We start from the raw sequence: 21,155 nt of genomic DNA, 5'->3' as shown, positions 1-21,155 counted from the left end.
AGGGACAGCGCGGATTTCAGTGAGGACGGTGATGCCGTCATGGTCGGGGCCTACTGCAGGGCGCGGAAGGAGCGGAACCAGGGGCTGCGGCCGGACAGCTCGCCGCGCGGCTGCACGGTGTAGCGGGCGTAGACGCTGTTGAGCAGCCACGGGTCCTTCTTCGGGCCCCAGTTCTTCACCATCAGGTCGTCCTGCTTGAAGGCGTATGTGGCGACCGCCAGCCGGCCGGTGCCGCGGTACAGCTTCATCTGCTCGCGCAGAAAGCCCGACTGCTTGGCGAACCACGGGCAGGCGCCCAGGAAGTCGGCCCACTTCCGTTCACTGAACGGCTTATCGATGGCGGCCTTGATCACCTGCCAGACCTTGGTGCCCTTCGGGAACCCGTACTTGGTGGTGAACGAGGCGGGGACCGAGTCGGTCATGTGCTGGCGCCAGAGCGGCATCAGCGAGAACTCGGTCACCAGGAACTTCTGGTCCTTGCGCATCTTCGGCAGGATGTAGTCGACGAAGGCCTTGGCGTCGCGCGAGGCGGGGACGTGCGGGTGGATGTCCACACCCTTGATCTCCGGCGTCTTGCGTACGAAGGCCATCCAGCGCGCGACCGCGGGTGTGCGCTGGGCCGGCTGGTGGATCCGGTTGAGCGCGCCCATGTAGAGCGCCGTGCCGCATTTCACGCCGCAGCGCTGGCTCCGGAAGCTGATCACGTGCTTGGCGACGGTCTCGTAGAACACATTGAGCCGCTGGTCACGTTCGGCCGGCTTGCTCTCGATGAACGGCTCGTTGCCGATGGTCAGAATGTCGACCTTGCCCATGACCAGCGGCAGCACCTTGTTCAGCCTGACCAGCTCCGCCCGCATCCTCGGGCTGCCCGGCTTGGGGAACGACGTGCCGTTGTAGGGGAACTTCAGGCTCAGGATCGTGTCGTGGCCACGCCTGGCCGCGTCGCTGATCGTGCGGATCGCGACGTGCTTGGCGGGGGCACCCTGGTCGGCCGCCGGCATCGGGAAGAATCCGCGCACCCACCTGACTCGCGCCTCGTTCAACTCGCGATAGTCCAGCGCGTCCAGGTTCTGGTTGAAGTTCGCGCCCAGGGCTCCTGACGTGGGGGCCTTCGCAGAGCCGGCTGCGGGCATTCGCGTTTCCGCGCCGACGTGGGCGAACGGTTGTATGGCCACCGCCGCGGTCACCGCGATGATCGAAAGTCGCCGAAGCATGTCGATCATGCTGGCGCCACCGCGATCACCCTGTCAACGGGTGCCACTGAGGGGCAAAGACCCAGACCCGAACCCGCTACGAAGCAGCGCGTCAAGGTCGACGAGACCGACCACACCCAATTCGGATTGCCGATTTCAATGGGCCGTTCGACACTTGGGCCATGCAGGCGCAGCGGCAGGATGTTGGCCAGTTTCGTGATCCTGGCGTTTGGGCGCAGCAGTTCTCGAATCGGATCCTCGTGCGATGTCCCAGGTGCGATGGCTGCGCGATCGTGGCGAGCCAACTGAACGCCTTTGCGTGCCTACAGGTGGCTCTGGCTCCTCCGAACACGGCTTCCCCAGAATTCGAACGCCGTCTGCGTTGCCCGAACTGCGGCATGTTCAAAGACGAGCAGCGTGTGCTGACCAGACCATGGCGTGATCCTCACGCCGGATTCGCGCTGTGGCTGCGGAGCACCTGCCGCAGACGCACTCTGTGGGCCTACAACCTCGAACACCTTGATCTGCTGGACTCCTACATCGGAGCCCGCCTTCGCAGGTCAGGCCCCGACCCGGACGGCATGTTGCCGAGACTGCCAGGCTGGTTGGTCTCAGCCAAGCATCGCGATGAGGTGCTGCGCGTCGCCCGACGGCTCCGCGCTTCGGTGCCGCCCTACGCTCAGCAGGACACCTGAACACATCGGGCATTGGTGCAGTCACGCTTGAACCTAGCTGCCCAGCTCCCGGCCCTCCTGAGTTCGTACCGGCCCTAGCCAGATCGGCCAAGCCGCCCAAGAAGCTGAGGTTCCTTCGGAATCTCGACAGGGGTGCTTGGTCAGTGTTCGGCTCGGAGTAGCCCTGCGAGGTAGGTCTGGGTTTCGGGGTCGGTGGAGTAGAGGATGGTGCCGGCCATGCCTCTCGTTAGGAGGACCTTGTAGGTGTTGCGGATCAGGCGGTCGGCTTGGGTGTCTGTGACGGTTTTGGGTTTGAGGGCGGGGTCTTTGCTGGCTGAGCGGACGGTGATCAGAGAGCCGTCGCGGTAGATGAGGTCGGGGCCCAGGATGACGCCGTTCCAGTCGTACTCGAAGCCTTGCGCGGTGTAGACACAGCCGACCTGGTCGAAGCCGCCCTCGTGGGTGGCCCAGAGGTCGCTGGGCGGGGCGTCGCCGATCGAGCGATCACCTTTGACGTTCCAAGGGCGGGCCCACTCGCCGATGACGACGTCCGAGACGAGGGTGGTGGGCTGGCCTAGGTGGTTCTTCTGGGGGTCGCTCCAGGGCCAGCAGAAGCCGGCGGTCATGCGGGCGGAATAGCCGTGGGACTGCTGGGTTTTGAGCTGGGCTTCCAGGTCGTAGGGGGAGTCGGCGAGGGTTACGTCGAAGTGGTCGTCGCCTTCCCAGGGGGTGGGGGTGTCGCCATCTAGGCCTAGGAGGGCCAGGACCCACTCTTCGTATTTGCGGCTGCCGCCGCAGCGGAATTGCTCGTCCAGGGAGACGTGGTGGACGGTGAGGCCCTTGGATTCGGCTTGGGCTTGGATCTGGGCGACGGTGCCCATCTCGCCGGGGCGTACGACCTGGTGCTCGTCGAGGAGGAAGACGGGGACGCGGGCGGCGTCGATCAGTTCGTCCACCTGAGGGCGGCCGGTGCGCAGGCGGGCGGCGGTGTAGCGGTTGGCGGAGACTTCGCGGATGCGGTGAGCCTCGTCGCAGATGAGGACGTCGAGGCCGTTCTTCTTGGCCTCCATGAAGTTGTTGAAGTACTTGAACATGGCCTTGGTCTTGCTGGAGCCCTTGGCCACGTAGCGCCGCATGGTCTGGGTGAACGACTTGGAGCCGGTGGCGTGGAGTACTGAGCGGCCCTGGCGGGAGAGTTCGCCCAGGAGGGAGAGGGCGATGACGCTCTTGCCGCTGCCTGGACCGCCGGTGATGACGACGACGGTCTTCAGGTCTTCGTGCTGAGCCTTGTCGACGGCGTGCAGGACCATTTCGTACGCGAGGCGCTGTTCGGCCAGGAGGGTGAACTGTTCGCGGTTCCTGATCTCTTCGGCGGCGAGCTTGAGGAGCTGCTTGGAGGGCCTCACCTCGCTGGAGAGGAGGCGGTCCGCCGCGGGGGCGCCGGGTGCGGGGGCGAATCGGTCGCGGAGGTAATCGACGAACGCGCCGCGGGTGGTCTGGGTGAAGAGACGCGTGCGGTTGTCCTCGACCACGTCGTAGAGGTCGATGACGTCGTTGCGCGCCGCGTTGTGGAGGTAGGCGACGGCGTGGAGTGCGTCCGGGTGGTCGGCCAGGACCGAGAGGAAGTCCAGGATGTAGTCGCTGTAGCCCTTGGCCTGGAGGGACGGGTGCAGCTTGGGCTTGCCCGTCATGTTCTGGACGAGGACGCGGCGCTCATCGTCTTCCCAGACTTCGGCGTGGCTCCATTGTTTAAGCTCGACCACCACGTATGCGTCGCCACCGGTGCGGCGATCTACTCCGGCGAGGACTACGTCGGCGCGTTTGCTCGTCAGGGGCAGCTGGTACTCGATGAGCATCTCGACCTGGCCGAGCCCGGCCTCAACGAGGTCGTGGGCGAGGATGGGGAGGCTTCGGTCCCAGGCCCGCTTCTCCGAGTCCGACACGTTGAGGTTCGCGGCCATCTTCAGATGCTCGGCAAGGATCGAGCTGAGTTGCTGTTCCAACGGAGACAGCAGCGCTTCCGCGGTGCGACGGAAGACCGTCACGGGACCTACCCCCAGGCAGCACGAAGATCTCGTGCGGTATTGGGGACATGTCCGTGATCAGGGGATCGGTGGAAGTCCGGCGGTCCGCATCTCGGTTACGGCGAAAGACTATCGACGATCAACGACATTTCAGGTCACATTGGCGGTCAAGTCGCGAGTGGCGAGGGCTGTCGTAGCTTGGCAGGTGTGGTGACGGAAGAGCTTGGCGGGTATCGGCTCGTCGCCACGGGGGAACGCTCCAGCCCGCTATCCAGCACCGTGCAGTGCTCGACAAGCTCTCCCATCTCCACCGTGCCTGTACGGCGACGTCGATGCCGCGGCCGACAGCGGACACGGCGGCCCGAGCCAGTCCCAAGGTGCGCGAGGTGAACGCCAGGCCGGCGTCGGCGCTGGGACTGCCGTGGGGCTGGTAACTGGTTGATCGAGGCGAGCGTTCGGCGGCTCCGTCAACATTGAAGGTACGGGGGTCAGCTTCCTGCTGGAGGGCTCGGCCACGCCGGAGTAGGCAGTTGCAGCAGAGGAGCTTTGTTCTGGGACCTCGCTGCCTACCCGCGTAACGGCGAGCAAATATGACCATAAAGCACGGATGTGCTCTTCCGGTCGACGGCGGCTCACCGCCCATTGAATTCTCACGAAGCCACCCGTTGACAGAACTTCCATTCTCTGATGATCTCTTGTTCAGCAGCAGAGGAGCCCGTTCGGAAGGTGCCGACGTGGCTTTGATCGATACTCCTGGTGTTTCTGCGTCCGAGTGTCCGCACTTCCCGTTCGATCGGTCGGGCTCCGGTCCTCTCGATCTCGCCCAGGCGCACCTTGCGCTGGCGGGCAATCCCCTCGCCAAGGTCACACTTCCGGCGGGGCAGCCCGATACTGAGGCGTGGCTGGTCACGGGCATGCCGGAATGTCTTGAGGTGTACCGCAACGGCGAGGTGTTCAGCCGGGCCCAGGCGGATGGTGTCAAGCCTTTCCTGAAGATGTCGCCCATCATCAACGCGCTGGACGGGGAGCATCACCGGCGGATCCGCGGGCTGGTCGCCAAGGAGTTCACTCCGTCGCGGGTCGAACGGCTACGGCCGATGGTGGAGAGCCTCGCGGCTGATGTCCTCCGCCGGATGATGTCGTCCGGCAGCAAGGCGGACCTGTTCGAGGATTTTGCGATGCCGTTGACGCTGGGGACCATCGGCGGGCAACTCGGCATCCCTGAGGAGGATCGCTCCAAGTTCCGGGTATGGGGGCAGGGCTTGATGGCCACTGGGCCCGGTGCTCACGAGAAGAACCAGGCGGCCGTGTACGCGATGTGTGGCTACATGGCCGAGGTCATGGCTGCGCGCCGCTCTGCTCCGGTCGACGACCTGCTGTCGGTGATCATCACGAACGCTGATGCCGCCGGGGTCTCCGCGGAGGAGGCTGCTCTGCTCGGCGCGAGCCTGGTCGTGGCGGGCTGGGAGAGCACCGCCGCGTCCATCGTGATGTTCGCCTACCTCCTGCTGACCAGCCTCGATGAGGACGGCACATTGCTTTACCGTCGGCTTTGTAGCCAGCCGGATCTGGTGCCGGGTGCGGTCGAGGAGATGCTGCGCGTCGTTCCGAACAGCATCTATGGAGCGTCGCAGCCACGGCGCGCCCTCGTTGACGTGGAGCTCGGCGGTGTCCTTGTCCGAGCCGGAGAGCTTGTGATCCCGTCACATGACATGGCGGCGCGGGACGAGCGAGTCTTCGCCGACCCGCAGCGGATTGACTTTGAGCGGTCACCGAACCCGCACCTCGCGTTCGTGTCGGGAGCCCATGTTTGCCCTGGCGCTCCACTGGCCCGCATGGAGCTTCAAGTCACCTTCAAACTGTTCCTGGAGGAAATGCCCGCGTTGCGTCTTGCCGCGGCGCCTGAGGACCTCGTCTGGCAGTGGACAGGCGTCATCCGGCAGCCGAAGGCTTTGCCCGTCGCCTGGTGACGGTGCGCGACACGGTAGCTCTCTGGCGGTCACCGACCGGGGCGGACGAAACCCGGCGGTGCCGCCGTTTCTTGGCTCTTCCTGGATGAACCGCATGTCTGCAGAGGAGACGCGTCGGCCTCCGAACATGCATCAGCCGCGGTTTCGAAACTGGATGGCAGGCGCGCGGCAAAGGTCGCGGTTTCGTAACTCTGGACGAAATGTCCGTGCACTCCGAACTTGGTCGGAGGGGTTCACTCAGCGTTTGGCCTACGGTGTGAACAGGCGCGGTCGTGTCTCTTCGCCGAGTCCGATGCATCGCCGCAGATAGGGCCCCTGGGGGTGGAAGCCCGGGGGCTTTCTGCATGTTCGCACATGTTCCAGCGCCTCGGTGCGCGGGGTAACCGGCGATCACTGCTAGTGACTTTCGTATACCGCATGGTATTCGTCCGGCTATTCAGCGTGACGGCCAACGTCTACCGTTGATCCCGCAGCAGTGACGTGCATCACGAGAGAGCCCCCCGGGCCCCGGTGCGGGATCGCCTCCACTTCCACAGGCGGCGCCGACTCGTGACTTCCCCGCACGTCGCATGGACTCGGCGAATGGCACGAAGGGACACGCAGGTGCAGAAGCATGTGAACGATCCGCTGGCGCTGTGGGTCGGCGCGGTAGTGGTGCTGGTCGTGGTTGCGCTGGCAGCCTTTGTGATCTTCTGGCTCGGCCCGAACGAGCCCGAGGTGATCGCGGGGGTGCTTGTCGCGCTCGGCGCGCTGCTGGGAGCCGTGCCGCCGATCATCAAAGCTCTCCGGGGCAGGTGAGCCGGCGTGGCGGTGTGGTGGCCTCAGCATTCCTTCTACGGCCGGCTGAGGCCAGGCGAGCGGGTGGAGCTGATGAGGGTCGGCCGCAGCCGGCGTTTCGGCCCGGGTGAGGTGATCTACGGTGAAGGGCGGCCACTCGTGGTGGCCCTTGTCCGGACCGGCCTGGTCAAGGTGACCGTGGCCGCGCCCGGCGGATCGGCCTTGATGTTTCCGGTCATCGGCCCCGGTGACATCGCCGGAGTCGGCGATGCCGTGAATGATTACGCGCTGGGCACCGCGTCGGCCTTCACCGACGTGGACGCCGTCGTGATGAGCCAGGTCACCTTCATGTCGTTTCTCAACAGCAAACCGACGGCTTGGGAGACGGTCACTCGCGATCTTGCGCGTCGTGCGGCGTGGACGCAGCAGCACGCGGCTCAGATCGCTTACGAGCCGGTCGGGTGGCGGCTGGCGAAAGCCCTGCTGGACTTGATCGTCATTGATCAGGCTGTGGCCGAGGGGGTAGCGCCATTCGGGTGCCACTGTCGCAGGCGGAACTGGCCAGCCTGATCGGTTGCACGCGGGAGGCTGTCGAGCAGAAGTTGCGGGAGTGGCGGCAGCGCGGGCTCATCGCCACCGGGAACCGGTCGATCCGGGTTCTTCGGGTGCGCGAGCTGGCACGCACCGCTCGTGTTGCGATGCCGGACTTCGAGTCGGCGCAAGGTGGTCACGGCAGGAGCTTTCCCCACCCGGGGGCGGCTTAGCTCGATGGTGGGGGCGCTGGGCTGCGTCTAGGGCGCGTCTCGAAGTCAGCTGCCCTACTGCGCGACGCACGCACAAGGTGGGTTAGGACGGCGTAATGGACAGGGCGCTCGCCATCCCTGCTCTGGGTGCTCATCCCATACGGATGCGGCTACGTGGGTGAGGTCCTGCAAGGTCCGTGCGTTCGTGGCCGAACTCGTTCCAGGCATCGGCTCCGGATCGGTTCGTGCTGGCGGATTGTGGCTCCTGGCCGTCAAGCGCTGCTGGTGCTGGTCCGTCTGTCTCGCATGATTCTGCGGAGGATCTTGTGGAATCCGCTCCCAGCTGTGCCGATGAGTTTGGGGAGACCGGGCGGTCCAACTCCTGAGGACGACGTTCAGGAGGTCTCGATGGGCACCGTGGTGCTGTACAAGAGCATGTCGTTGGACGGCTTCGTCGCCGGTCCGGACATCGGCGCGGAGCATCCCATGGGCAAGGGCGGCATGCGGCTGCACGAGTGGATGTTCACCGACCGGCCCGATCCGCGCGACAAGGAGGTCGTCGCCGGGATGAACGCCTCTGCGGGCGCGGTCGTGGTCGGCAGGCGTACGTTCGACGTCGGTCTGCCCCATTGGCAGGACACCCCGTATCCGGTGCCGACCTTCGTGCTCACCCACCAGGCCCGCGACGAACTTGTCATGAAGAGCGCGACGTTCACCTTCGTCACCGACGGCATCAAGACCGCGCTCAAGGCCGCCCAGGTTGCTGCCGGCGACAAGGACGTGATCGTGATGGGCGCCCAGGCGGGACGGCAGTTCCTGGACGCGGGGCTGCTGGATGAGTTGCAGATCAACCTGGTGCCGGTCGTGCTGGGCGCCGGAACCCGGCTGCTGGACGACCTGGGGCACATCGAGTTGGAGCGCACGCAGGTGATCGCCTCCAACGCGGTCACGCACCTGCGGTTCCGCGTCGTGAAGGAGGGGGCTGCGGCATAAATCTGCGGGGGAGGTCGAACGACCACAGCGATCGCCGTTCGTTACCTCGCGGGCGGTGGCCGTGACGGTCTCCCATATCGGCATCCACGCACAACCCGCCCGCCCGGGAAGGTTGTGGTACAACGCGACCAGGTTCACCGCATGTTCCACCACGAGTGGATCGGTGAACAGCTTGAGCTCACCTCAGCTGGGCCAGCGCCTCCCGGACCGCCGCGCCGATCTCGCGGTCGTCCTTCAGTGCCTGGCGGAGCGCTGGGGCCGCGCGCTTGTCGCGCAGGTCGCCCAACGCCTGCGCCGCGCGATAGCGCACACTGCGATTCTCGTCGCCGAGCAGCTCGAGGAGGCTCCGCAGCGCCCTCTTGTCGCCGAGGTGCCCCAAGGCTCTTGCCGCATGTTCCCGAACCCTCGCGGACTCGTCGCGCAGCGCGCGCATCAGGGGTTCGACCATCGAATCGCGGTCGACGGCGGTCATTTTCCCGTCGCCCCATCCGGTCATGCTGTAGCCGACTGCGGAGTTGTAGGCGATGTGGGACAGGTAACTCGCTGCACCCGCCCTGATGGCGGGCTGGAGGGTCGTCGATGCCATCGTGTCGAACAGGACCCGCAACAGCAGTGGCGCCCCGCCCATCTTCAGCAGGGCGCGAGCGATGTAGTCGGCATGAGATCGCATCGGTTGGTCGCCGGAGGACGGCCTGTGCCACGCCGATACGTCGTTCAACTCGGCGATCAGCGTGCTCTCCACCTCGGGACCGCCCAGCGCGGCCAACGCGTCGAGGATCTCCCCGGCGACTGGAAAACGCCACTCCTCCCGCGCGAAGGCATCGCACAAGGCGGCCACCGCTCGCTCGTCCCCCAGGCGCGCCAGTTGCCGTGCCGCGGTGCCACGCACCTCCGCGTCGCCATCCCGGAGCCGGGCGCATACCTCCTCGAACGGGTTTTCGCGCCGGAATCTGGCATCAGCCTCAGCCGCGAAGGGCAGATGGCGCTGCCAACAAGCATCACAGATTAGCTCAATAAGCTTCGTCTCCCCGTCGGCCACATAGACCTGTTCGAAGCCCGCAATCACCGACCCCGCCGGCAGCTTTGTGCTGCACAGTTCGCAGCGAGTGACAGGTTTTCTCTTCCACCACGCCATCGATTCCCCTGAGCACCTTGTGAGTTCTTGCCTACCCCTACCGACTGTCTCCATCTCGGGACTCTGGCGGTGTGTGATGCCGGTCGTACCAACGGTCCAGATCAGATTGTGGCGAATCGTTCACGCTGCGTCGAATCGATTCGGGGGGATCCTGGCTTGTGGCCGCGAGGCGCCATCTGCTGTGATGCTCTCCGCCCGGACGATCAGGACCAAGGCCATGTGCCCGGCTCGCGGGGCCGTGCCCAGGCACCGACATGGCCGGTGCCGCCGCAGGCTGGACGACATTGCTTCGAACGAACGCGGAAGGGCATCGACCTCGCGGTGCAGCGTTTCCGGTGCCTGGCACCCGCCAACACACTTTCAGACAGCTGCGCCTGAGAACGTTTGGCGAGGCGCTCGAGCGAGAAGCGGCCGCGTACGACGGATCAGTGGTTGCGGAGAGTTGCGAGGAAGGCCGCCCATTGCGTGTTGGTGAGCGTTAGGAGCGGGCCAGTGGCCGCCTTGGAGTCGCGCAGGGCGAAGGTGTCGTTGGCGGCGCGGGCGACTTCGACGCAGTCGCCGTTCGGTTCGCTGTGGCTTGATTTGCGCCAGCCCGTGTTGTGCTTGGTCATGCTTCCGATCCTGCCTCGCGTGGTCAGCGGGTTCGGAGGGTCGCTAGTAGTGCGGCCCATGCTGTGGGGGTGAACTTGATGATTGGCCCGGCGCCGTCCTTGGAGTCGCGGACGCCGATGCTGCCATCGCTCGCCCGGGCTGCCTCGACGCAGTCGCCATCGGGGTCGCTGTGGCTTGACTTGCGCCATCCTGTGCCGTCGGTGCTCATGGGTGCGCCTTGATTACTCGTTCTTCAGTGTCGTGAGCAGGGACGTCCATTCGGTCCGAGTCAGCTCGACGATTGGGGCCCGCGCCTTAGAGTCGCGGAGCCCGGCGGCTCCATCGACGGCGAGGGCGACCTCGACGCAGTGTCCGTTTGGCTCACTGCGGCTTGATTTGCGCCAGCCGGTGTAGTCCTTGGTCATGCCTCCGATCCTGCCTCGCCTGGTCAGCGGAGACGGAGGCCGCGATCAGCGCGGCCCATGCCGTAGGAGCGAACTCGATGATCGGCCCGGCGCCGTCCTTGGAGTCACGGGTGCCGATGTTGTCATCGTTCGCCTGGGCTGCCTCGACGCAGTCGCCATCGGGGTTGCTGTGGCTTGACTTGCGCCAGCTCGCGTGACTGTTCATGGCGCATGTTCGATCAGCTGTGTTTTAGCGCCATGAGCAGGGAGATCCATTCGGTCCGAGTCAGCTCGACGATGGGGCCTGGTGCCTTGGAGTCGCGGAGGCCGATGCTGCCGTCCGGGCTTTTTGCGACTTCGACGCACTCGCCGTTGGGGTCGCTGTGGCTTGCCTTGCGCCAGCCGGTGTAGTGCTTGGTCATGCCTCCGATCCTGCCTCGTTTATCAGCCGGTCGGCTACCTGGTCGAGGAAGGCGAGGCTGTCTGCCTTGGACAGTGCAGCTTCCTGAAGCCGATTGAAGTGCTCGGTATACCGAGCCACGGCGCGTCGGTCAGTAAGCACAAGGTCGGTCGCGACAGTATCGATCACCGCCATCGTCGGGTCGGCTGGCTCGGCGAAGGTGTAGAGGAAGAAGGACGACTTGGGCAGTAGCCCTCCAGGAACGCGAGCGTTGTGGAGCAGAAGCCGGATGGAGATACGCGGCTCCTCTGTGACCACGTCGATCAAGTGTCTCAGCTGGTCAGCCATCAATGCTGGTGGCACGGCCAGTCGGTGAACAACGCACTCGTCAAGCACGGTCTCGTATGAGGGACCGTCCGGTTGAAGAAGGCGGCGCTGGCGGTGTGCACGAGCATCCGCCATCCGGTCTGGTCGATAGTCCAGTAGCCCTTGGTGCTCGTCGAGCTGAACAAGGGCCTTGATGAAGTTGGGCAGCTGCAAGACCGCAGGGAAGCCGGTCTGGTTGTAACCCCGGATGGTGGCGGCGCCGGACTCGAGGTCGGCGTAGAGGCGCTGGCGGGCGCCCATGGAATCGCCGAAGGAATCCCACCATCCCTTCTGGGCGGCGTCTCGCGCTAGGCGGACGACCTTGTCGTATCGCGGACCCGTGACGCCTAGGCGGTCTAGCAGGTCCATGATCTCGGCTAGGTCCGGGCGGATGGCGCCGGTCTCCAGGCGAGTGATCTTGGTGCGGGACTGGTAGACGATGCGGGCGAGTTCGTCTGCGGTCATGTCGCGCTCCTCGCGGATCTTGCGGAGTTCGACTGCGAGACGGCGACGGCGGACGTAGGGGCTTGGCATGGCCGTTCTCCCTTGAACGGAGCCTTGATTACGGTGCGTATGGATCAATAACTTTCTGCAACTGATGCCTGATGGGCAATGGTATGGCCGGATCAGGTCATGGCGACGGTAAAGGTGCTGGCCAGGCGATTGCGTCAAGATTTTTCTGCACGTTCAGGTACTGCACGTGCGGTTACTGGACGTGCGCGGCGTGAATGTTGCGGAGTGGATTGTGCGAATCGAGCCTGGAAGGCCATCTAACGGCTATTTCTCGTGAGCTGATGGCAACCTCTTGTGACGATGGAACTGCGGAACGGCCCGGGTTCCACGTGATCTGCACATCGAGGAGTGCTCATGTCCACGGCGATGGTCTTCGAGGCTGGACCCGTGCCGCTGTACTGGCGGCGATCCTTTCCCGGCGGCCCGGAGCAGGCTCGCGCCGTACGGAGGTTCGTCGCCTGTTTGCTGGACGGCTGTCCTTATCTCGATGAGGTGCTGCTGGTCGCCGGTGAGCTTGTCGTCAATGCCATCCGGCACACGAAGTCCGGTCAGGATGGTGGGACGTTCACCATCGAGATCATGCGCGGGGCCAACGGGGTCGCGGTCTCGGTCGCTGACCAGGGCGGTCCGGGCGAGGTCGTGGCGCGAGACGCCGAAGAGCTCGATGAATCGGGGCGTGGTTTGCGGACCGTGGCGCTGACTGCGGCGAGTTGGAGCTGGCACGGGAACGAGGAGGGGCGGACGGTCACTGCCGTATTCGCGGGGGAGTGGGCATCGTGACGACGCAGCAACGCGTCCAGCAATGCGTTCACTCGATGATGACCGGGGCGTTGCGGGCTGATCCGGCTGCGATCGACAGGGTCTTGGTCGGCCTTGATGAATCGCAGCTTGATGTCTGTAGCCGGGATTTCGTTCGCGAGAGCCGGCGGCTTGTTCTGGCATCCAGTGCGGCGCTGTCCACGATCTTGGGAGCGCATCGGCCAGGGGGCGATCCGTATGGGCGCCTGGTCTGCCGTGGGTGCGGGACGTCTGAGTGCCGGACGCTGAAGAGTGTGAGGGACGTCTTCGCCGCCTACTCCGTTCGGCCGATGGTCGTGGATCGGGCGGAGGCTTGGCGGCGGGCTGATGTCTTCTTTGGTGGGACCCGTTGGTGATCGAGGAGTTTGAGGAGGTCTTTGTTGCTCGGCCTTGCGCCGGTGGGACGTTGCTGGTGGTCGACCGCTGTAGTGGTGTGATGAGCCGATGGCCTTTGGAGTTGACCGGTGAGCAGCTGATCTCTAGTTATCGCACTTACGTGCGGGGCGAGCTTTAGAGGGGCGGGGCCTTGCGGGCTGAGCCTCGGTAGGTGTCGGCGTCGTAGCGTTGGGCGTTCTGGTCGAGCTTGGTGGCTGCGGCTTCCAGGAGGTCGACGTTCAGGAGGTCCGCTAGGCGGATCAGGTAGAGGAAGACGTCGCCGAACTCGGCCTTCAGGCGGGCGGCGGCTTCGGGGTCGTCCATGACCTTCCAGGACTCTTCGGGAGTCAGCCATTGGAGCTCGGCTAGGAGTTCGCCTGTTTCGCCGGCCAGGGCCATCGCCAGGTTTTTGGGCGTATGGAACTGCTCCCAGTCGCGTTCCGTGGCGAAGGCGCGGAGACGGTCGGCCAGGTCATTGATGCTCGTCACAGGGCCAGCGTACGGGCGATCAAAGTGTGCGGAGTGATCAATGCAAAGCTGATGACGCCTTTTGGGGGATTGCGTACGATCGGGGCAGGGCTCGCAATTTAGGCTGCGGGGGTAGTCGCCCGAGGGGCGAGCATGCAGAATTTCGAGATCGAGATCGGGCCGGGGGAAGCGGGGATCTATCCGGTCAGGGTGCGCACGCCCGCTGAGGTCGTTGACAGTGCGATGCGGCTGCCGTTGCCGGTGGACGAATTGGACCACGAGCTCGCGGCGATCAGTGGGTTCGTGCTGGCCTCGTCGGCGGTCGCGCGGCGGGTGGCGTCCAGGGACGAAGAGCCGGTGCAGGAATTGGGGCGGCGGCTTTTCGAGGCGCTGTTCACCGGGCGGGTGCACGGGCTCTACATGGCCAGCCTTCATGAGCGGACCGTGCCGCGGCTCGTGTTGCGGATCAGGGCGCCGGAGCTGGCTCGGCTGCCGTGGGAGTTCTTGTTCGATCCGGTGCGGCATGACTATCTGGGGCTGAGCCAACCGGTGGTGAGATATCCGCATGTGCTGGCTGGGCGTCAGCCGCTGGTCGTCGCGGCGCCGCTGCGGATTCTTGGGATGGTGGCGCGGCCTGGGGATCAGGCTGCGTTGGAAGTCAAGGAGGAGCAGCGGCTGCTGGCCGCGGCTCTGGCTGAGCTGGAACGTCGGGGGCTTGTCGAGCTGGCCTGGGTCGATGGCCAGACTTATGGGGATCTGGAGGACGCGCTGGACCAAGGGCCCTGGCACGTTTTTCATTTTGTGGGCCATGGGGGATGGGATCGGGATAGCGGAGAGGGGACCATTTCGCTGGCGGACGAGCGGGGTGGGACGGATCCGGTTGGCGCGGATGACCTGAGCCGATTGCTCGGCGAGCATTCGACGCTGAGGTTGGTCGTGCTGAATGCCTGTGACACCGGGCATGAGTGCTCTGGATGTCTTTTCGAGCACGGCGGGGGCGGCTGTGCGCAGGGGGATCCCGGCCGTGGTGGCCATGCAGTTCGGGATCAGCGATCCGGCCGCGATCACGTTCGGGACGACGTTCTATCAGTACGTGGCCAAGGGCCTGCCGGTCGACACCAGTGTCATGCGGGCGCGGCGGGCCATGCGGAGGGCCAAGAAGGACACGCTGGAGTGGGGCACTCCGGTGCTCTACCTGCGAGCCACGGATGACGGCCATATTTTTGCGACTGACGGCGCGCCTGGCCCGCAGACCTTGTTGAAGAAGGCGACCTACACGCTTCGGGTGGAAGCGCCTGATGAGGGTGCGCTTCGGCAGCGGCAATCGTTGTACGAGGAGGCACGAGGGCATCACGCGGCTGGACGCTGGGATGCTGTTCTGGAAGTGAGGGAACGGCTGCTCGCATTGGATCCGGCTGCGGAGGATCCGGATGGATTGTTCGTTTCGGCGAGGGCGGCTCTTGCGGAGACGCGGGCTTCGGTCACCAGCGAGGATTCGGCACGGTCGCCTTGGCGATTCCGAAATGAGCTGACCGTGCGGCATCGCAAGAGCGTCATTGGAGTCGCGTTCAGTCCTGACGGGCAATGGCTCGCCACAGCAAGTAGTGACGGTACGGCGCGATTGTGGGATTCGGTCAGTGGGCGCCAGACACATTCGTTTAAGCACCCAGGTTGGCTCAACGTCGTCACCTCGGTGGCCTTCAGCCCGGATGGGACACGGCTGGCCACAGGTAGTGAGGACGGGATTGGGCGTGTGTGGGATGTGGCCAGTGGACGTTTGGTTGTGCGGCTGAGCCATGAGGGCTCGGTGGCGAGTGTGGCCTTTAGCCCGGATGGGCGTTGTGTAGCGACGGCCAGCCAGGACAAGTCGGTGCGGTTGTGGGATCCGGTCAACGGCCAGGAGCTGTCGCGCCTTGCGATTGGTGCTTCGGCGCGGAGCGTCGCATTCAGCCTGGACGGGAGGCGGTTGGTCAGCGGTAGTGAGGATGGGGTTGGGCGTGTGTGGGATGTGGTGAGTAGACGTTTGATTGTGCAGTTGGGGCATGAGGCTTCGGTGCCAGGGGTTGCGTTCAATCCCGATGGGCGTCGGATTGCGACGGCCAGCGAGGATAAGTCCGTGCGCGTGTGGGACGCGGGTAGCGGGAAGCAGCTGTTGCGTCTTGCGCACGACAGCTCGGTGCGGGCCGTGGCGTTCAGTCCGGATGGGCGACGGCTGGCCACTGCGGGTTGGGACAACGTCGCGCGAGTGTGGGATGCGGGGGATGGGCGAGAGCTTTTCGGGCTTCACCACGACAGTTCGTTGCGTGCGGTGACGTTCAGCGGGGACGGGCACCGGGTGGCCACCGCCGGAAGCGACAGCACCGCGCATATCTGGCGAATCACGGAGGGGAACACCGGCGATGGTTGGTGAGGGGCGGATCGCGGCCGAGATTCTGGTCAGCTCGGAGTTCCGGGAGGGCGAGGAACGTGCCGTGGCGTCGGCCTTCGCTCAACTCGGGGTCGAGCCGCGGGTACGGGTCGTTCCCGTCCGGCGAGGGCCGGGGGATCTGCAGTGGCTGGTGCTGGCGGCATTGCCGCTGCACGCGTTCCTGAGTGGGATCGGCACGACCTTGGCGGGCGAGGCCACGCGTGGGCTCAAGGGCTTGGTCGGGAAAGCGGTCGGTGGGCGCCGCGGGGCGGCCGGCGAAGCGCCCGTTCTCGTTCTGCAAGATCCCGTGACGCGCCTGCAGATCGCACTGGAAGCCGACCTGCCGGACGAGGCGTACGCGGCGCTGGTTTCGACAGACCTGTCGAGCCTTGGCAAGGGGACGATTCGCTACGACCGGCACCGTGGTGTTTGGCGGTCGGAAGGCTCGTAGGGAGCCTTGGCGTCCGGAGCGGCGTCCGGAGGGCGTTCGCCGGGCGGGCGTCAGGAGTTTGCTATCAGGGCTATGAGGAGGAGTACGACCAGGATCGTTACGGTGATGCTGATCGCGATCAGGGCTGTTCGTGTTTGCAGGCCCCCGGCTGGCGCTGGTGCGAGTGGGTAGGCAGGCGAAGGCGCCGTGGTCATCTCGTTGAAGAGGTCTTGGCCTGTCGCGGCGGTGTGGGTGCACCAAGGGCAGCTTTGAAGATGCGAGCCGTACGTGTGGCCTGGACGATCCGGGCACACCTGGACGCGGCTCCGTTCTGCGTTGAGGGCGCGTAGCCAGTCACGAGCAGTGGGCCTCGCGGCGGGGTTGAGCACGCCTGGGCCGAAGGCTTCACGGGCCAATTCCAGGAGTGACGGTGGCAGAACGACGGGATCGATGACGCCGCGAGGGACGATGACTTGTTGCGGCAAGACGACGTAGGAACAGCTTGCGGCGATGTTGTCCGCAACGGTCGCCTCCGAGTCGCTGTCCCTGCGTACGCCCCCGAAGGGATGGTTGCCGCCGGTCAGTAGCTGGTAGATGAGGACGGCCAAGGCGAAGTCGTCTGTGGCAGGAGATGCTGGGCTGCCCTTCTGGCGTTCAGGCGCGCTGTAGTCGGCAGTCTGCATCAGGCAAGGGAAGTACTCGCTTGTCCCCGGATCGGTGAACGCGATGGAGTCGCAGTCAAGGAACGTCACAAAGCCGTCGCGGTCCACCACGACGTTGTTGCTGGAGAAGTCGCCGATGACCAGGTGTTCCTGGTGCATGCGTGCTGCCATGAAGGCGAGGTTCCAGCTGATGCCGAGCAGGAAACGCCAATCAGCGCGTTGCGGGAAGTGCCGGAGTCTCATTGAACGTCCGAACAGCGCAACCAACTGGACATGCTCTGGCTCGCCGAACTTCGGCATGGCGTATCCCAGAAACTGACCGCTCGGGCTACGGGCCAGTTGGGTCGGCCACGCCAGTTCTGGCGGCTGGGACGAGTGTGTAGGACGGCCCCCTAGGGGCGCCATCGTCAGCATCCGCTGGAGGCGGCGCTCCTGGTCTGCGCCAGGAGGTTCGCGGTAGAGCTTGACGACGATGCCCTCGTTCGAGATGACGGGGAACACCGCCGCCTGACCACCGGCTTTGAGTGGACGGTCGGCGAGCTTTACTGGTTCGCCGTCGAGGAGGACCGCTGGCCCGGTCACGGGCGTGCTTCCCAATGGCCCGGTCATGACCGCACCGCCCGCAGGACGGTCTTGTCGTCGGCGTTGACGGCGGTCACCCGGTCCGAACGGAGGAAGGCGGCCAGCGCCTCGGTGTCGGCGTGGGGATCGTCTCCCGCGTTTTCGAGTGAGGCGAACATGGTCGAGGCGAACGAGGCGTTGGGTATCTGGGGCCGCCCGTGGGAGTTCGCCAGCGCGGCCTGGGCGAGACCGTCGGTGGAGAGCAGGACCCCATCGACGCCGCTGTCGCGTACGCAGGCGGTACGCACCCATTTCTCGGCGTCGGACGACGTCAGGAACACGGTCTCGTTGCTGTACTCGCTGACCTCCGGCGCGGTCGGAAGCAGATGGAACTGCGGCTCGCCGTCCTCGACTCCGGCGCGCAGGAGGACGAAGCCGTCGCCCACGCTCAAGTGACCGATCCAGGTCGGCGCGAGCACCACCACGGTGAGCGTCGCGGCGAAGTCGTCGGGGGCCTCGGCGGTCTGGCGCAGGAACTCGTCCCGCACCTCCCGGTAGGCCGCGCGCAGCAGCCCGTGCACCGCCGTCGCCTCCGTGCGGCGGCCGGACACGCGCCGGCCGAAGCGGTCAGTGGCCAGCTTGACCGCGATCTTGGATCCCTCGGCGGAACGGGAGCGGCTGCCCGCGCCGTCGGAGACCGCCAGCACCGTCACCGGTCCGGTGTCATCGGCGCGCCATGCGTCCTGGCAGGGAACGCCGTCGCGCCGGTGCCGGTATCCCGTGACGCTCAGGCCGTGCACCCGCCATGCCGTACGCCGCCGTTCGCCACGTCCGTTCACGATCCCGTCGCCGCGCCCGCTCACGATCCCGGCCTCTCGCTCGTCACGACCCCGGCCTCCCGCTCAGTGTTCCCATGCCGGCCGCTGGGTGAAGCGGCTGAAGATCTTCTCGAAGACCTCGTCGCCCGCGCCCTTCTGCTCGGCGCTGGCGCTGGCCGACATCATCTGGAGGAGATCCCGGAACGGGAAGCCTTCAAGCCGGGCGTTGAACTTGGGTGCGAGCGCCTCCAGGACCTGCGCGCCGTGGGACGTGACGCCGCCGACGCCGATGGCGTACAGCCGGAAGCGACGTTCTTGCTGCTCGTGGGACAGCACCGGGACCAGCCGCCGCCAGCGGTCGGTCGGGTGACCGTTCCGGTCGGTCGGGATGCCGTCGGTCACGAGGCAGATCTGCGGGCGGTAGTGCTGGAGTCCGGACTGCCGCAGCTCCTGCTTGCGCGCCATCACGATCTGCATGGCGAGCTCCAGCGCCTCGGTCATCAGCGTGACCCCGGACGCCATGAGCTGCGGCGGCTGGAAGGCTCCGGCCGACACGAACGGGCTGACCCCTGCCTGGGGCGGCAGCGGGTACGGGCCCTGCCAGGCGTTGACGCACTGACCGCCGAACGTGATGACCGCGATCTCGACGCTGGCGCTGAGGCTCACGTCGTCGCGCAGGTCTCGGGTCCAGGAACGGAGCGCCTCGTTCAGCGACTCGATGGGGGTCCCTCGCATGGAATGGGACGTGTCGAGGCAGAGCACGAGCGGGAGACGCTGCGCGTTGTTGCCGATCTCGATGTGAGCGAAGTCCGCCGGAGGGCTTTTGGGGCGTGGTTGCTGGTCACGTCGCATGTGCTGTTCTCCCCGTTCTCCCCATGTTGTGTCGTCGGTCTGTCGTGTTGCCGGTCAGTGGTCGACCCGTCGGCCGGGTCCGGAACCAGGTCCAGAACCAGGTCGGGACCCCGGGCCGGCCCCGGGGCCTGGCCGGGTCCGTGACGGGCGTGCGAAAGCGAAGAGGATGTCGGCGTCCTTACCCGTTCCCTCGACCACGTCGACGTCGTCGCCCAAGGTCGGTGGCGGCGCGACGAGGTCTGCCCAGACGGCCCGGTAGAGGCAGCGGTCGAGTTCGACGTATCCCTGGGGGTGAAGTGCGGTGCGCACGGTGGCGGTGCGCTTGGGGCCGCGCGGCATCGGTATGCGGCGGCTCTCCCATTGAGCTGGACCGGCTGGACCGGCGTGGCCGGCTGGCTCGGGGTGGACGCCGTGATACATGGGCCTGGGCTGGAGGCGCTCGGAGGGCTCGGTGGCAAATGCTGGGCGGCGTGCGCGTCCCGAGCCTCGGCGCACCATGAGAAGCAGCCACCCGAGCAGAGCCAGCCCGACACCGAACGCGACCAGGAACCAGAGGATCCGTGGCCCTCCGCCGCCCGAGTCCTCGATGTCCGTGGCGAGGTCGTTCTTGATGAGGTCCCGCGCTGACGGGCTGGTGTTCTTGCTGACTGCGTCGCAGAGGCCGTCGTCGCAGAGCCCGGCTTCCATCAGCGGCCTGAGGGTCTCTGGCCTGAGCGCGCTGACCGTGATGTCCGGTGAGATGCGGCGATTCTCCTTGCGCGCGAGGATCAGCAGGACGGTCCCGCCAGGCCCGGTTTCCTCGGACACCTGAGGTTGGCCCCGGCCCCGGCCTTCGCCCTGGCCCCGGCCTTGACCTTCGCCCTTCTGACCGCGAGCGGGGACCGATACCACGAGGTCGCCGCCCTTCAGATCCTGCGCGTACTCCTTCCAGGCAGCCGGGTCGGCGATCTCCTTGTCGATCGCGAGGGGCGCCGGGAGGGGGGCGGTGATCCGCTTTCCCTTCGCGGCCGCGACCTGCCGCATCAGGCAGGGCAATTGTGCGCTGTAAGGATCATTTGCCGGGCAGGCGGGCTCTGATGAGGTCGCTGCCGCATTCCCGGGCGGCAGCAGCACCGTGATCAGAATTGCGAGAGAGATCCCCCGGATCGCAGTGCTGAAGATCCTCTGACCCATGGTGCCCCCTTTGGGTCGTGAAGGCACCTGATTGTACGACAAGACCGCCACCAGATGCCCGGTCATTCAGCCGTATTCGGGGCGAATCCCTAGAGCTTGAATACCTGATGGCACCGGGTGAACATCTGCCGCACCTGCGCCAGCCAATGATCAGCGAGATCGTCGAAAATCGGCTGGCTCATCTGGCTGGCCAGCGGCAATACGCACACTCCGGCCAGGAAGGGGTGTGGCCCGCGGACGTCCCACACCGAGAGCATCGGGATCAATTGCTCGGTGTTCCACGCGTTCGCGGCCGCCGCGGCGAGAGCCAATTGATCTCGCTGGAGGGAACGGCCGTCGGTGATGAACGCGACGAGCAATCCACTGGCCGTGGTGAATCGTATCGTGACGACGCGATCGGCCTTTGGAAGATCGATTTCAAGACTGATCGAGGATGTTCCGGTCGTGGCGCGGATGTTATTGCGCGTCGCCCAATTCTCGACCATCCAATGCCAGTGCGCGCCGACCTCGAGCGCGGCCGGACCGCCGAACGCCTCATGACCTGCCACGCGACACCGCCTCGGTGACCATCTGGCCGGTCAGCCCGGCATCGAGGAGCGCCTGGGCATGCAGGAACAGGCAGGAACGCATCGACGTCCCGGTCTGCGAGCCACCGGTCTGTGAGACACCGGCCTGCGAGCCGCTCTTGGCGGCGAGTTCCTCGTTACGGGTGCGGATCCGTTCCGCGGCCTCCGGCGGCGGCCAGGCCTGCTGCGGCGCGGCCTGCTGCGGCGCGGCCTGCTGCGGCGCGGCCTGCTGCGGCGCGGCCTGCTGCGGCGCGGCCTGCTG

At 65.9% G+C, this 21,155-nt stretch carries 25 protein-coding genes and 1 pseudogene; 10 read left to right on the top strand and 16 right to left on the bottom strand.

Features of this window, described 5'->3' with window-relative positions; translation table 11 throughout:
- Positions 1-50: 50 nt before the first annotated feature.
- On the bottom strand, positions 51-1,214 hold the full coding sequence (locus F8566_RS46740; protein WP_151570415.1) for a hypothetical protein: 1,164 nt from the start codon (positions 1,212-1,214) through the stop codon (positions 51-53).
- Positions 1,215-1,591: 377 nt separating this feature from the next.
- Here F8566_RS46740 and F8566_RS46735 point away from each other — a divergent pair, with 377 nt between their 5' ends.
- Positions 1,592-1,888: a hypothetical protein gene (locus F8566_RS46735; RefSeq protein ID WP_151570413.1), complete on the top strand. Its 297-nt coding sequence runs from the start codon at positions 1,592-1,594 to the stop codon at positions 1,886-1,888.
- A 140-nt stretch (positions 1,889-2,028) separates the two neighbouring features.
- On the opposite strand, the gene F8566_RS46730 is transcribed toward F8566_RS46735, so the two are convergent.
- Positions 2,029-3,912: a DUF2075 domain-containing protein gene (locus F8566_RS46730; protein ID WP_225994163.1), complete on the bottom strand. Its 1,884-nt coding sequence runs from the start codon at positions 3,910-3,912 to the stop codon at positions 2,029-2,031.
- Between the two features lie 569 nt (positions 3,913-4,481).
- Here F8566_RS46730 and F8566_RS46725 point away from each other — a divergent pair.
- From F8566_RS46725 to F8566_RS46705, 5 genes are all read left to right on the top strand, one after another.
- Positions 4,482-5,861: a cytochrome P450 gene (locus tag F8566_RS46725; RefSeq protein ID WP_151570411.1), complete on the top strand. Its 1,380-nt coding sequence runs from the start codon at positions 4,482-4,484 to the stop codon at positions 5,859-5,861.
- Positions 5,862-6,464: 603 nt separating this feature from the next.
- The gene (locus F8566_RS46720) at positions 6,465-6,659 is read left to right on the top strand and encodes a hypothetical protein (protein WP_151570409.1); all 195 of its coding nucleotides are present in this window, start codon (positions 6,465-6,467) and stop codon (positions 6,657-6,659) included.
- Positions 6,660-6,665: 6 nt separating this feature from the next.
- The gene (locus F8566_RS46715) at positions 6,666-7,208 is read left to right on the top strand and encodes a Crp/Fnr family transcriptional regulator (RefSeq protein ID WP_151570407.1); all 543 of its coding nucleotides are present in this window, start codon (positions 6,666-6,668) and stop codon (positions 7,206-7,208) included.
- Positions 7,175-7,402, top strand: coding sequence for a helix-turn-helix domain-containing protein (locus tag F8566_RS53210; protein ID WP_192810250.1), 228 nt, complete (start codon positions 7,175-7,177; stop codon positions 7,400-7,402). The genes F8566_RS46715 and F8566_RS53210 overlap by 34 nt, the downstream gene beginning before the upstream one ends.
- A 387-nt stretch (positions 7,403-7,789) precedes the next feature.
- Positions 7,790-8,374, top strand: a complete 585-nt coding sequence (locus tag F8566_RS46705) for a dihydrofolate reductase family protein (protein WP_151570405.1) — start codon at positions 7,790-7,792, stop codon at positions 8,372-8,374.
- A gap of 178 nt (positions 8,375-8,552) precedes the next feature.
- Here the strand turns inward: F8566_RS46705 and F8566_RS46700 are convergent, their stop codons facing one another.
- The 7 genes from F8566_RS46700 to F8566_RS46670 all read right to left on the bottom strand — a co-directional run bounded on the left by F8566_RS46700 (position 8,553) and on the right by F8566_RS46670 (position 11,804).
- Entirely contained in the window at positions 8,553-9,509 is a 957-nt protein-coding gene (locus F8566_RS46700; RefSeq protein WP_192810249.1) for a HEAT repeat domain-containing protein, read from the bottom strand.
- A 425-nt stretch (positions 9,510-9,934) separates the two neighbouring features.
- Positions 9,935-10,120: a DUF397 domain-containing protein gene (locus tag F8566_RS46695; RefSeq protein ID WP_151570401.1), complete on the bottom strand. Its 186-nt coding sequence runs from the start codon at positions 10,118-10,120 to the stop codon at positions 9,935-9,937.
- Positions 10,121-10,143: 23 nt separating this feature from the next.
- Positions 10,144-10,329, bottom strand: a complete 186-nt coding sequence (locus F8566_RS46690; RefSeq protein ID WP_151570399.1) for a DUF397 domain-containing protein — start codon at positions 10,327-10,329, stop codon at positions 10,144-10,146.
- A 13-nt stretch (positions 10,330-10,342) separates the two neighbouring features.
- Positions 10,343-10,525 carry a DUF397 domain-containing protein gene (locus F8566_RS46685; RefSeq protein ID WP_151570397.1) on the bottom strand — a complete coding sequence of 61 codons (183 nt, stop codon included), beginning with the start codon at positions 10,523-10,525 and terminating at the stop codon, positions 10,343-10,345.
- Positions 10,482-10,730 (bottom strand): DUF397 domain-containing protein, encoded by a 249-nt coding sequence (locus tag F8566_RS46680; RefSeq protein ID WP_151570396.1) that lies wholly within the window; start codon positions 10,728-10,730, stop codon positions 10,482-10,484. Before F8566_RS46680 ends, F8566_RS46685 begins: the two co-directional genes overlap by 44 nt.
- A gap of 13 nt (positions 10,731-10,743) precedes the next feature.
- On the bottom strand, positions 10,744-10,926 hold the full coding sequence (locus F8566_RS46675; RefSeq protein ID WP_151570394.1) for a DUF397 domain-containing protein: 183 nt from the start codon (positions 10,924-10,926) through the stop codon (positions 10,744-10,746).
- Positions 10,923-11,804, bottom strand: coding sequence for a helix-turn-helix domain-containing protein (locus tag F8566_RS46670; RefSeq protein WP_151570392.1), 882 nt, complete (start codon positions 11,802-11,804; stop codon positions 10,923-10,925). Before F8566_RS46670 ends, F8566_RS46675 begins: the two co-directional genes overlap by 4 nt.
- A 333-nt stretch (positions 11,805-12,137) precedes the next feature.
- Between F8566_RS46670 and F8566_RS46665 the strand changes: the two genes are divergently transcribed.
- Complete coding sequence (locus tag F8566_RS46665; RefSeq protein WP_151570390.1) at positions 12,138-12,563, top strand: ATP-binding protein; 426 nt, start codon at positions 12,138-12,140, stop codon at positions 12,561-12,563.
- A gap of 528 nt (positions 12,564-13,091) precedes the next feature.
- Here the strand turns inward: F8566_RS46665 and F8566_RS52010 are convergent.
- On the bottom strand, positions 13,092-13,445 hold the full coding sequence (locus F8566_RS52010; RefSeq protein WP_225994162.1) for a nucleotide pyrophosphohydrolase: 354 nt from the start codon (positions 13,443-13,445) through the stop codon (positions 13,092-13,094).
- Positions 13,446-13,577: 132 nt separating this feature from the next.
- Here F8566_RS52010 and F8566_RS52005 point away from each other — a divergent pair.
- The 3 genes and pseudogenes from F8566_RS52005 to F8566_RS46645 all read left to right on the top strand — a co-directional run.
- Positions 13,578-14,372, top strand: a pseudogene (locus tag F8566_RS52005) (CHAT domain-containing protein); the annotation flags it as partial.
- 85 nt (positions 14,373-14,457) lie between these two features.
- Entirely contained in the window at positions 14,458-15,834 is a 1,377-nt protein-coding gene (locus F8566_RS46650) for a WD40 repeat domain-containing protein (RefSeq protein WP_264159547.1), read from the top strand.
- Positions 15,824-16,282, top strand: a complete 459-nt coding sequence (locus F8566_RS46645) for a hypothetical protein (RefSeq protein ID WP_151570386.1) — start codon at positions 15,824-15,826, stop codon at positions 16,280-16,282. The genes F8566_RS46650 and F8566_RS46645 overlap by 11 nt, the downstream gene beginning before the upstream one ends.
- A gap of 50 nt (positions 16,283-16,332) precedes the next feature.
- Here the strand turns inward: F8566_RS46645 and F8566_RS46640 are convergent, their stop codons facing one another.
- The 6 genes from F8566_RS46640 to F8566_RS50650 form a co-directional block, all read right to left on the bottom strand.
- A complete protein-coding gene (locus tag F8566_RS46640) occupies positions 16,333-17,532 on the bottom strand; it encodes a hypothetical protein (protein ID WP_225994161.1) in 1,200 nt (399 codons plus the stop codon).
- Positions 17,529-18,347: a PP2C family serine/threonine-protein phosphatase gene (locus F8566_RS46635; RefSeq protein WP_225994160.1), complete on the bottom strand. Its 819-nt coding sequence runs from the start codon at positions 18,345-18,347 to the stop codon at positions 17,529-17,531. The genes F8566_RS46640 and F8566_RS46635 overlap by 4 nt, the downstream gene beginning before the upstream one ends.
- A gap of 39 nt (positions 18,348-18,386) precedes the next feature.
- Positions 18,387-19,154, bottom strand: a complete 768-nt coding sequence (locus F8566_RS46630) for a vWA domain-containing protein (protein ID WP_151570384.1) — start codon at positions 19,152-19,154, stop codon at positions 18,387-18,389.
- 54 nt (positions 19,155-19,208) lie between these two features.
- Entirely contained in the window at positions 19,209-20,177 is a 969-nt protein-coding gene (locus tag F8566_RS46625) for a hypothetical protein (protein WP_151570382.1), read from the bottom strand.
- 239 nt (positions 20,178-20,416) lie between these two features.
- Positions 20,417-20,875, bottom strand: coding sequence for a hypothetical protein (locus F8566_RS46620; RefSeq protein WP_151570380.1), 459 nt, complete (start codon positions 20,873-20,875; stop codon positions 20,417-20,419).
- Positions 20,862-21,155 (bottom strand): hypothetical protein (locus tag F8566_RS50650; RefSeq protein WP_225994159.1); only part of this gene is annotated, 294 nt, incomplete at its 5' end. The genes F8566_RS46620 and F8566_RS50650, both read right to left, overlap by 14 nt.

Source organism: Actinomadura rudentiformis (assembly GCF_008923185.1).
Taxonomy (GTDB): Bacteria; Actinomycetota; Actinomycetes; order Streptosporangiales; family Streptosporangiaceae; genus Spirillospora; species Spirillospora rudentiformis.
The sequence above is the reverse complement of the archived record's forward strand: the minus strand, read 5'-3'. Positions and strand labels throughout refer to the sequence as shown.

Coding starts and splice junctions, on each gene's coding strand:
- F8566_RS46740 (WP_151570415.1), bottom strand. CDS start 1,214: ATGCTTCGGCGACTTTCGATCATCGCGGTGACCGCGGCGGTGGCCATA.
- F8566_RS46735 (WP_151570413.1), top strand. CDS start 1,592: ATGTTCAAAGACGAGCAGCGTGTGCTGACCAGACCATGGCGTGATCCT.
- F8566_RS46725 (WP_151570411.1), top strand. CDS start 4,482: ATGACCATAAAGCACGGATGTGCTCTTCCGGTCGACGGCGGCTCACCG.
- F8566_RS46705 (WP_151570405.1), top strand. CDS start 7,790: ATGGGCACCGTGGTGCTGTACAAGAGCATGTCGTTGGACGGCTTCGTC.
- F8566_RS46700 (WP_192810249.1), bottom strand. CDS start 9,509: ATGGCGTGGTGGAAGAGAAAACCTGTCACTCGCTGCGAACTGTGCAGC.
- F8566_RS46695 (WP_151570401.1), bottom strand. CDS start 10,120: ATGACCAAGCACAACACGGGCTGGCGCAAATCAAGCCACAGCGAACCG.
- F8566_RS46690 (WP_151570399.1), bottom strand. CDS start 10,329: ATGAGCACCGACGGCACAGGATGGCGCAAGTCAAGCCACAGCGACCCC.
- F8566_RS46685 (WP_151570397.1), bottom strand. CDS start 10,525: ATGACCAAGGACTACACCGGCTGGCGCAAATCAAGCCGCAGTGAGCCA.
- F8566_RS46680 (WP_151570396.1), bottom strand. CDS start 10,730: ATGAACAGTCACGCGAGCTGGCGCAAGTCAAGCCACAGCAACCCCGAT.
- F8566_RS46675 (WP_151570394.1), bottom strand. CDS start 10,926: ATGACCAAGCACTACACCGGCTGGCGCAAGGCAAGCCACAGCGACCCC.
- F8566_RS46670 (WP_151570392.1), bottom strand. CDS start 11,804: ATGCCAAGCCCCTACGTCCGCCGTCGCCGTCTCGCAGTCGAACTCCGC.
- F8566_RS46665 (WP_151570390.1), top strand. CDS start 12,138: ATGTCCACGGCGATGGTCTTCGAGGCTGGACCCGTGCCGCTGTACTGG.
- F8566_RS46650 (WP_264159547.1), top strand. CDS start 14,458: ATGCAGTTCGGGATCAGCGATCCGGCCGCGATCACGTTCGGGACGACG.
- F8566_RS46645 (WP_151570386.1), top strand. CDS start 15,824: ATGGTTGGTGAGGGGCGGATCGCGGCCGAGATTCTGGTCAGCTCGGAG.
- F8566_RS46640 (WP_225994161.1), bottom strand. CDS start 17,532: ATGACCGGGCCATTGGGAAGCACGCCCGTGACCGGGCCAGCGGTCCTC.
- F8566_RS46630 (WP_151570384.1), bottom strand. CDS start 19,154: ATGCGACGTGACCAGCAACCACGCCCCAAAAGCCCTCCGGCGGACTTC.
- F8566_RS46625 (WP_151570382.1), bottom strand. CDS start 20,177: ATGCGGCAGGTCGCGGCCGCGAAGGGAAAGCGGATCACCGCCCCCCTC.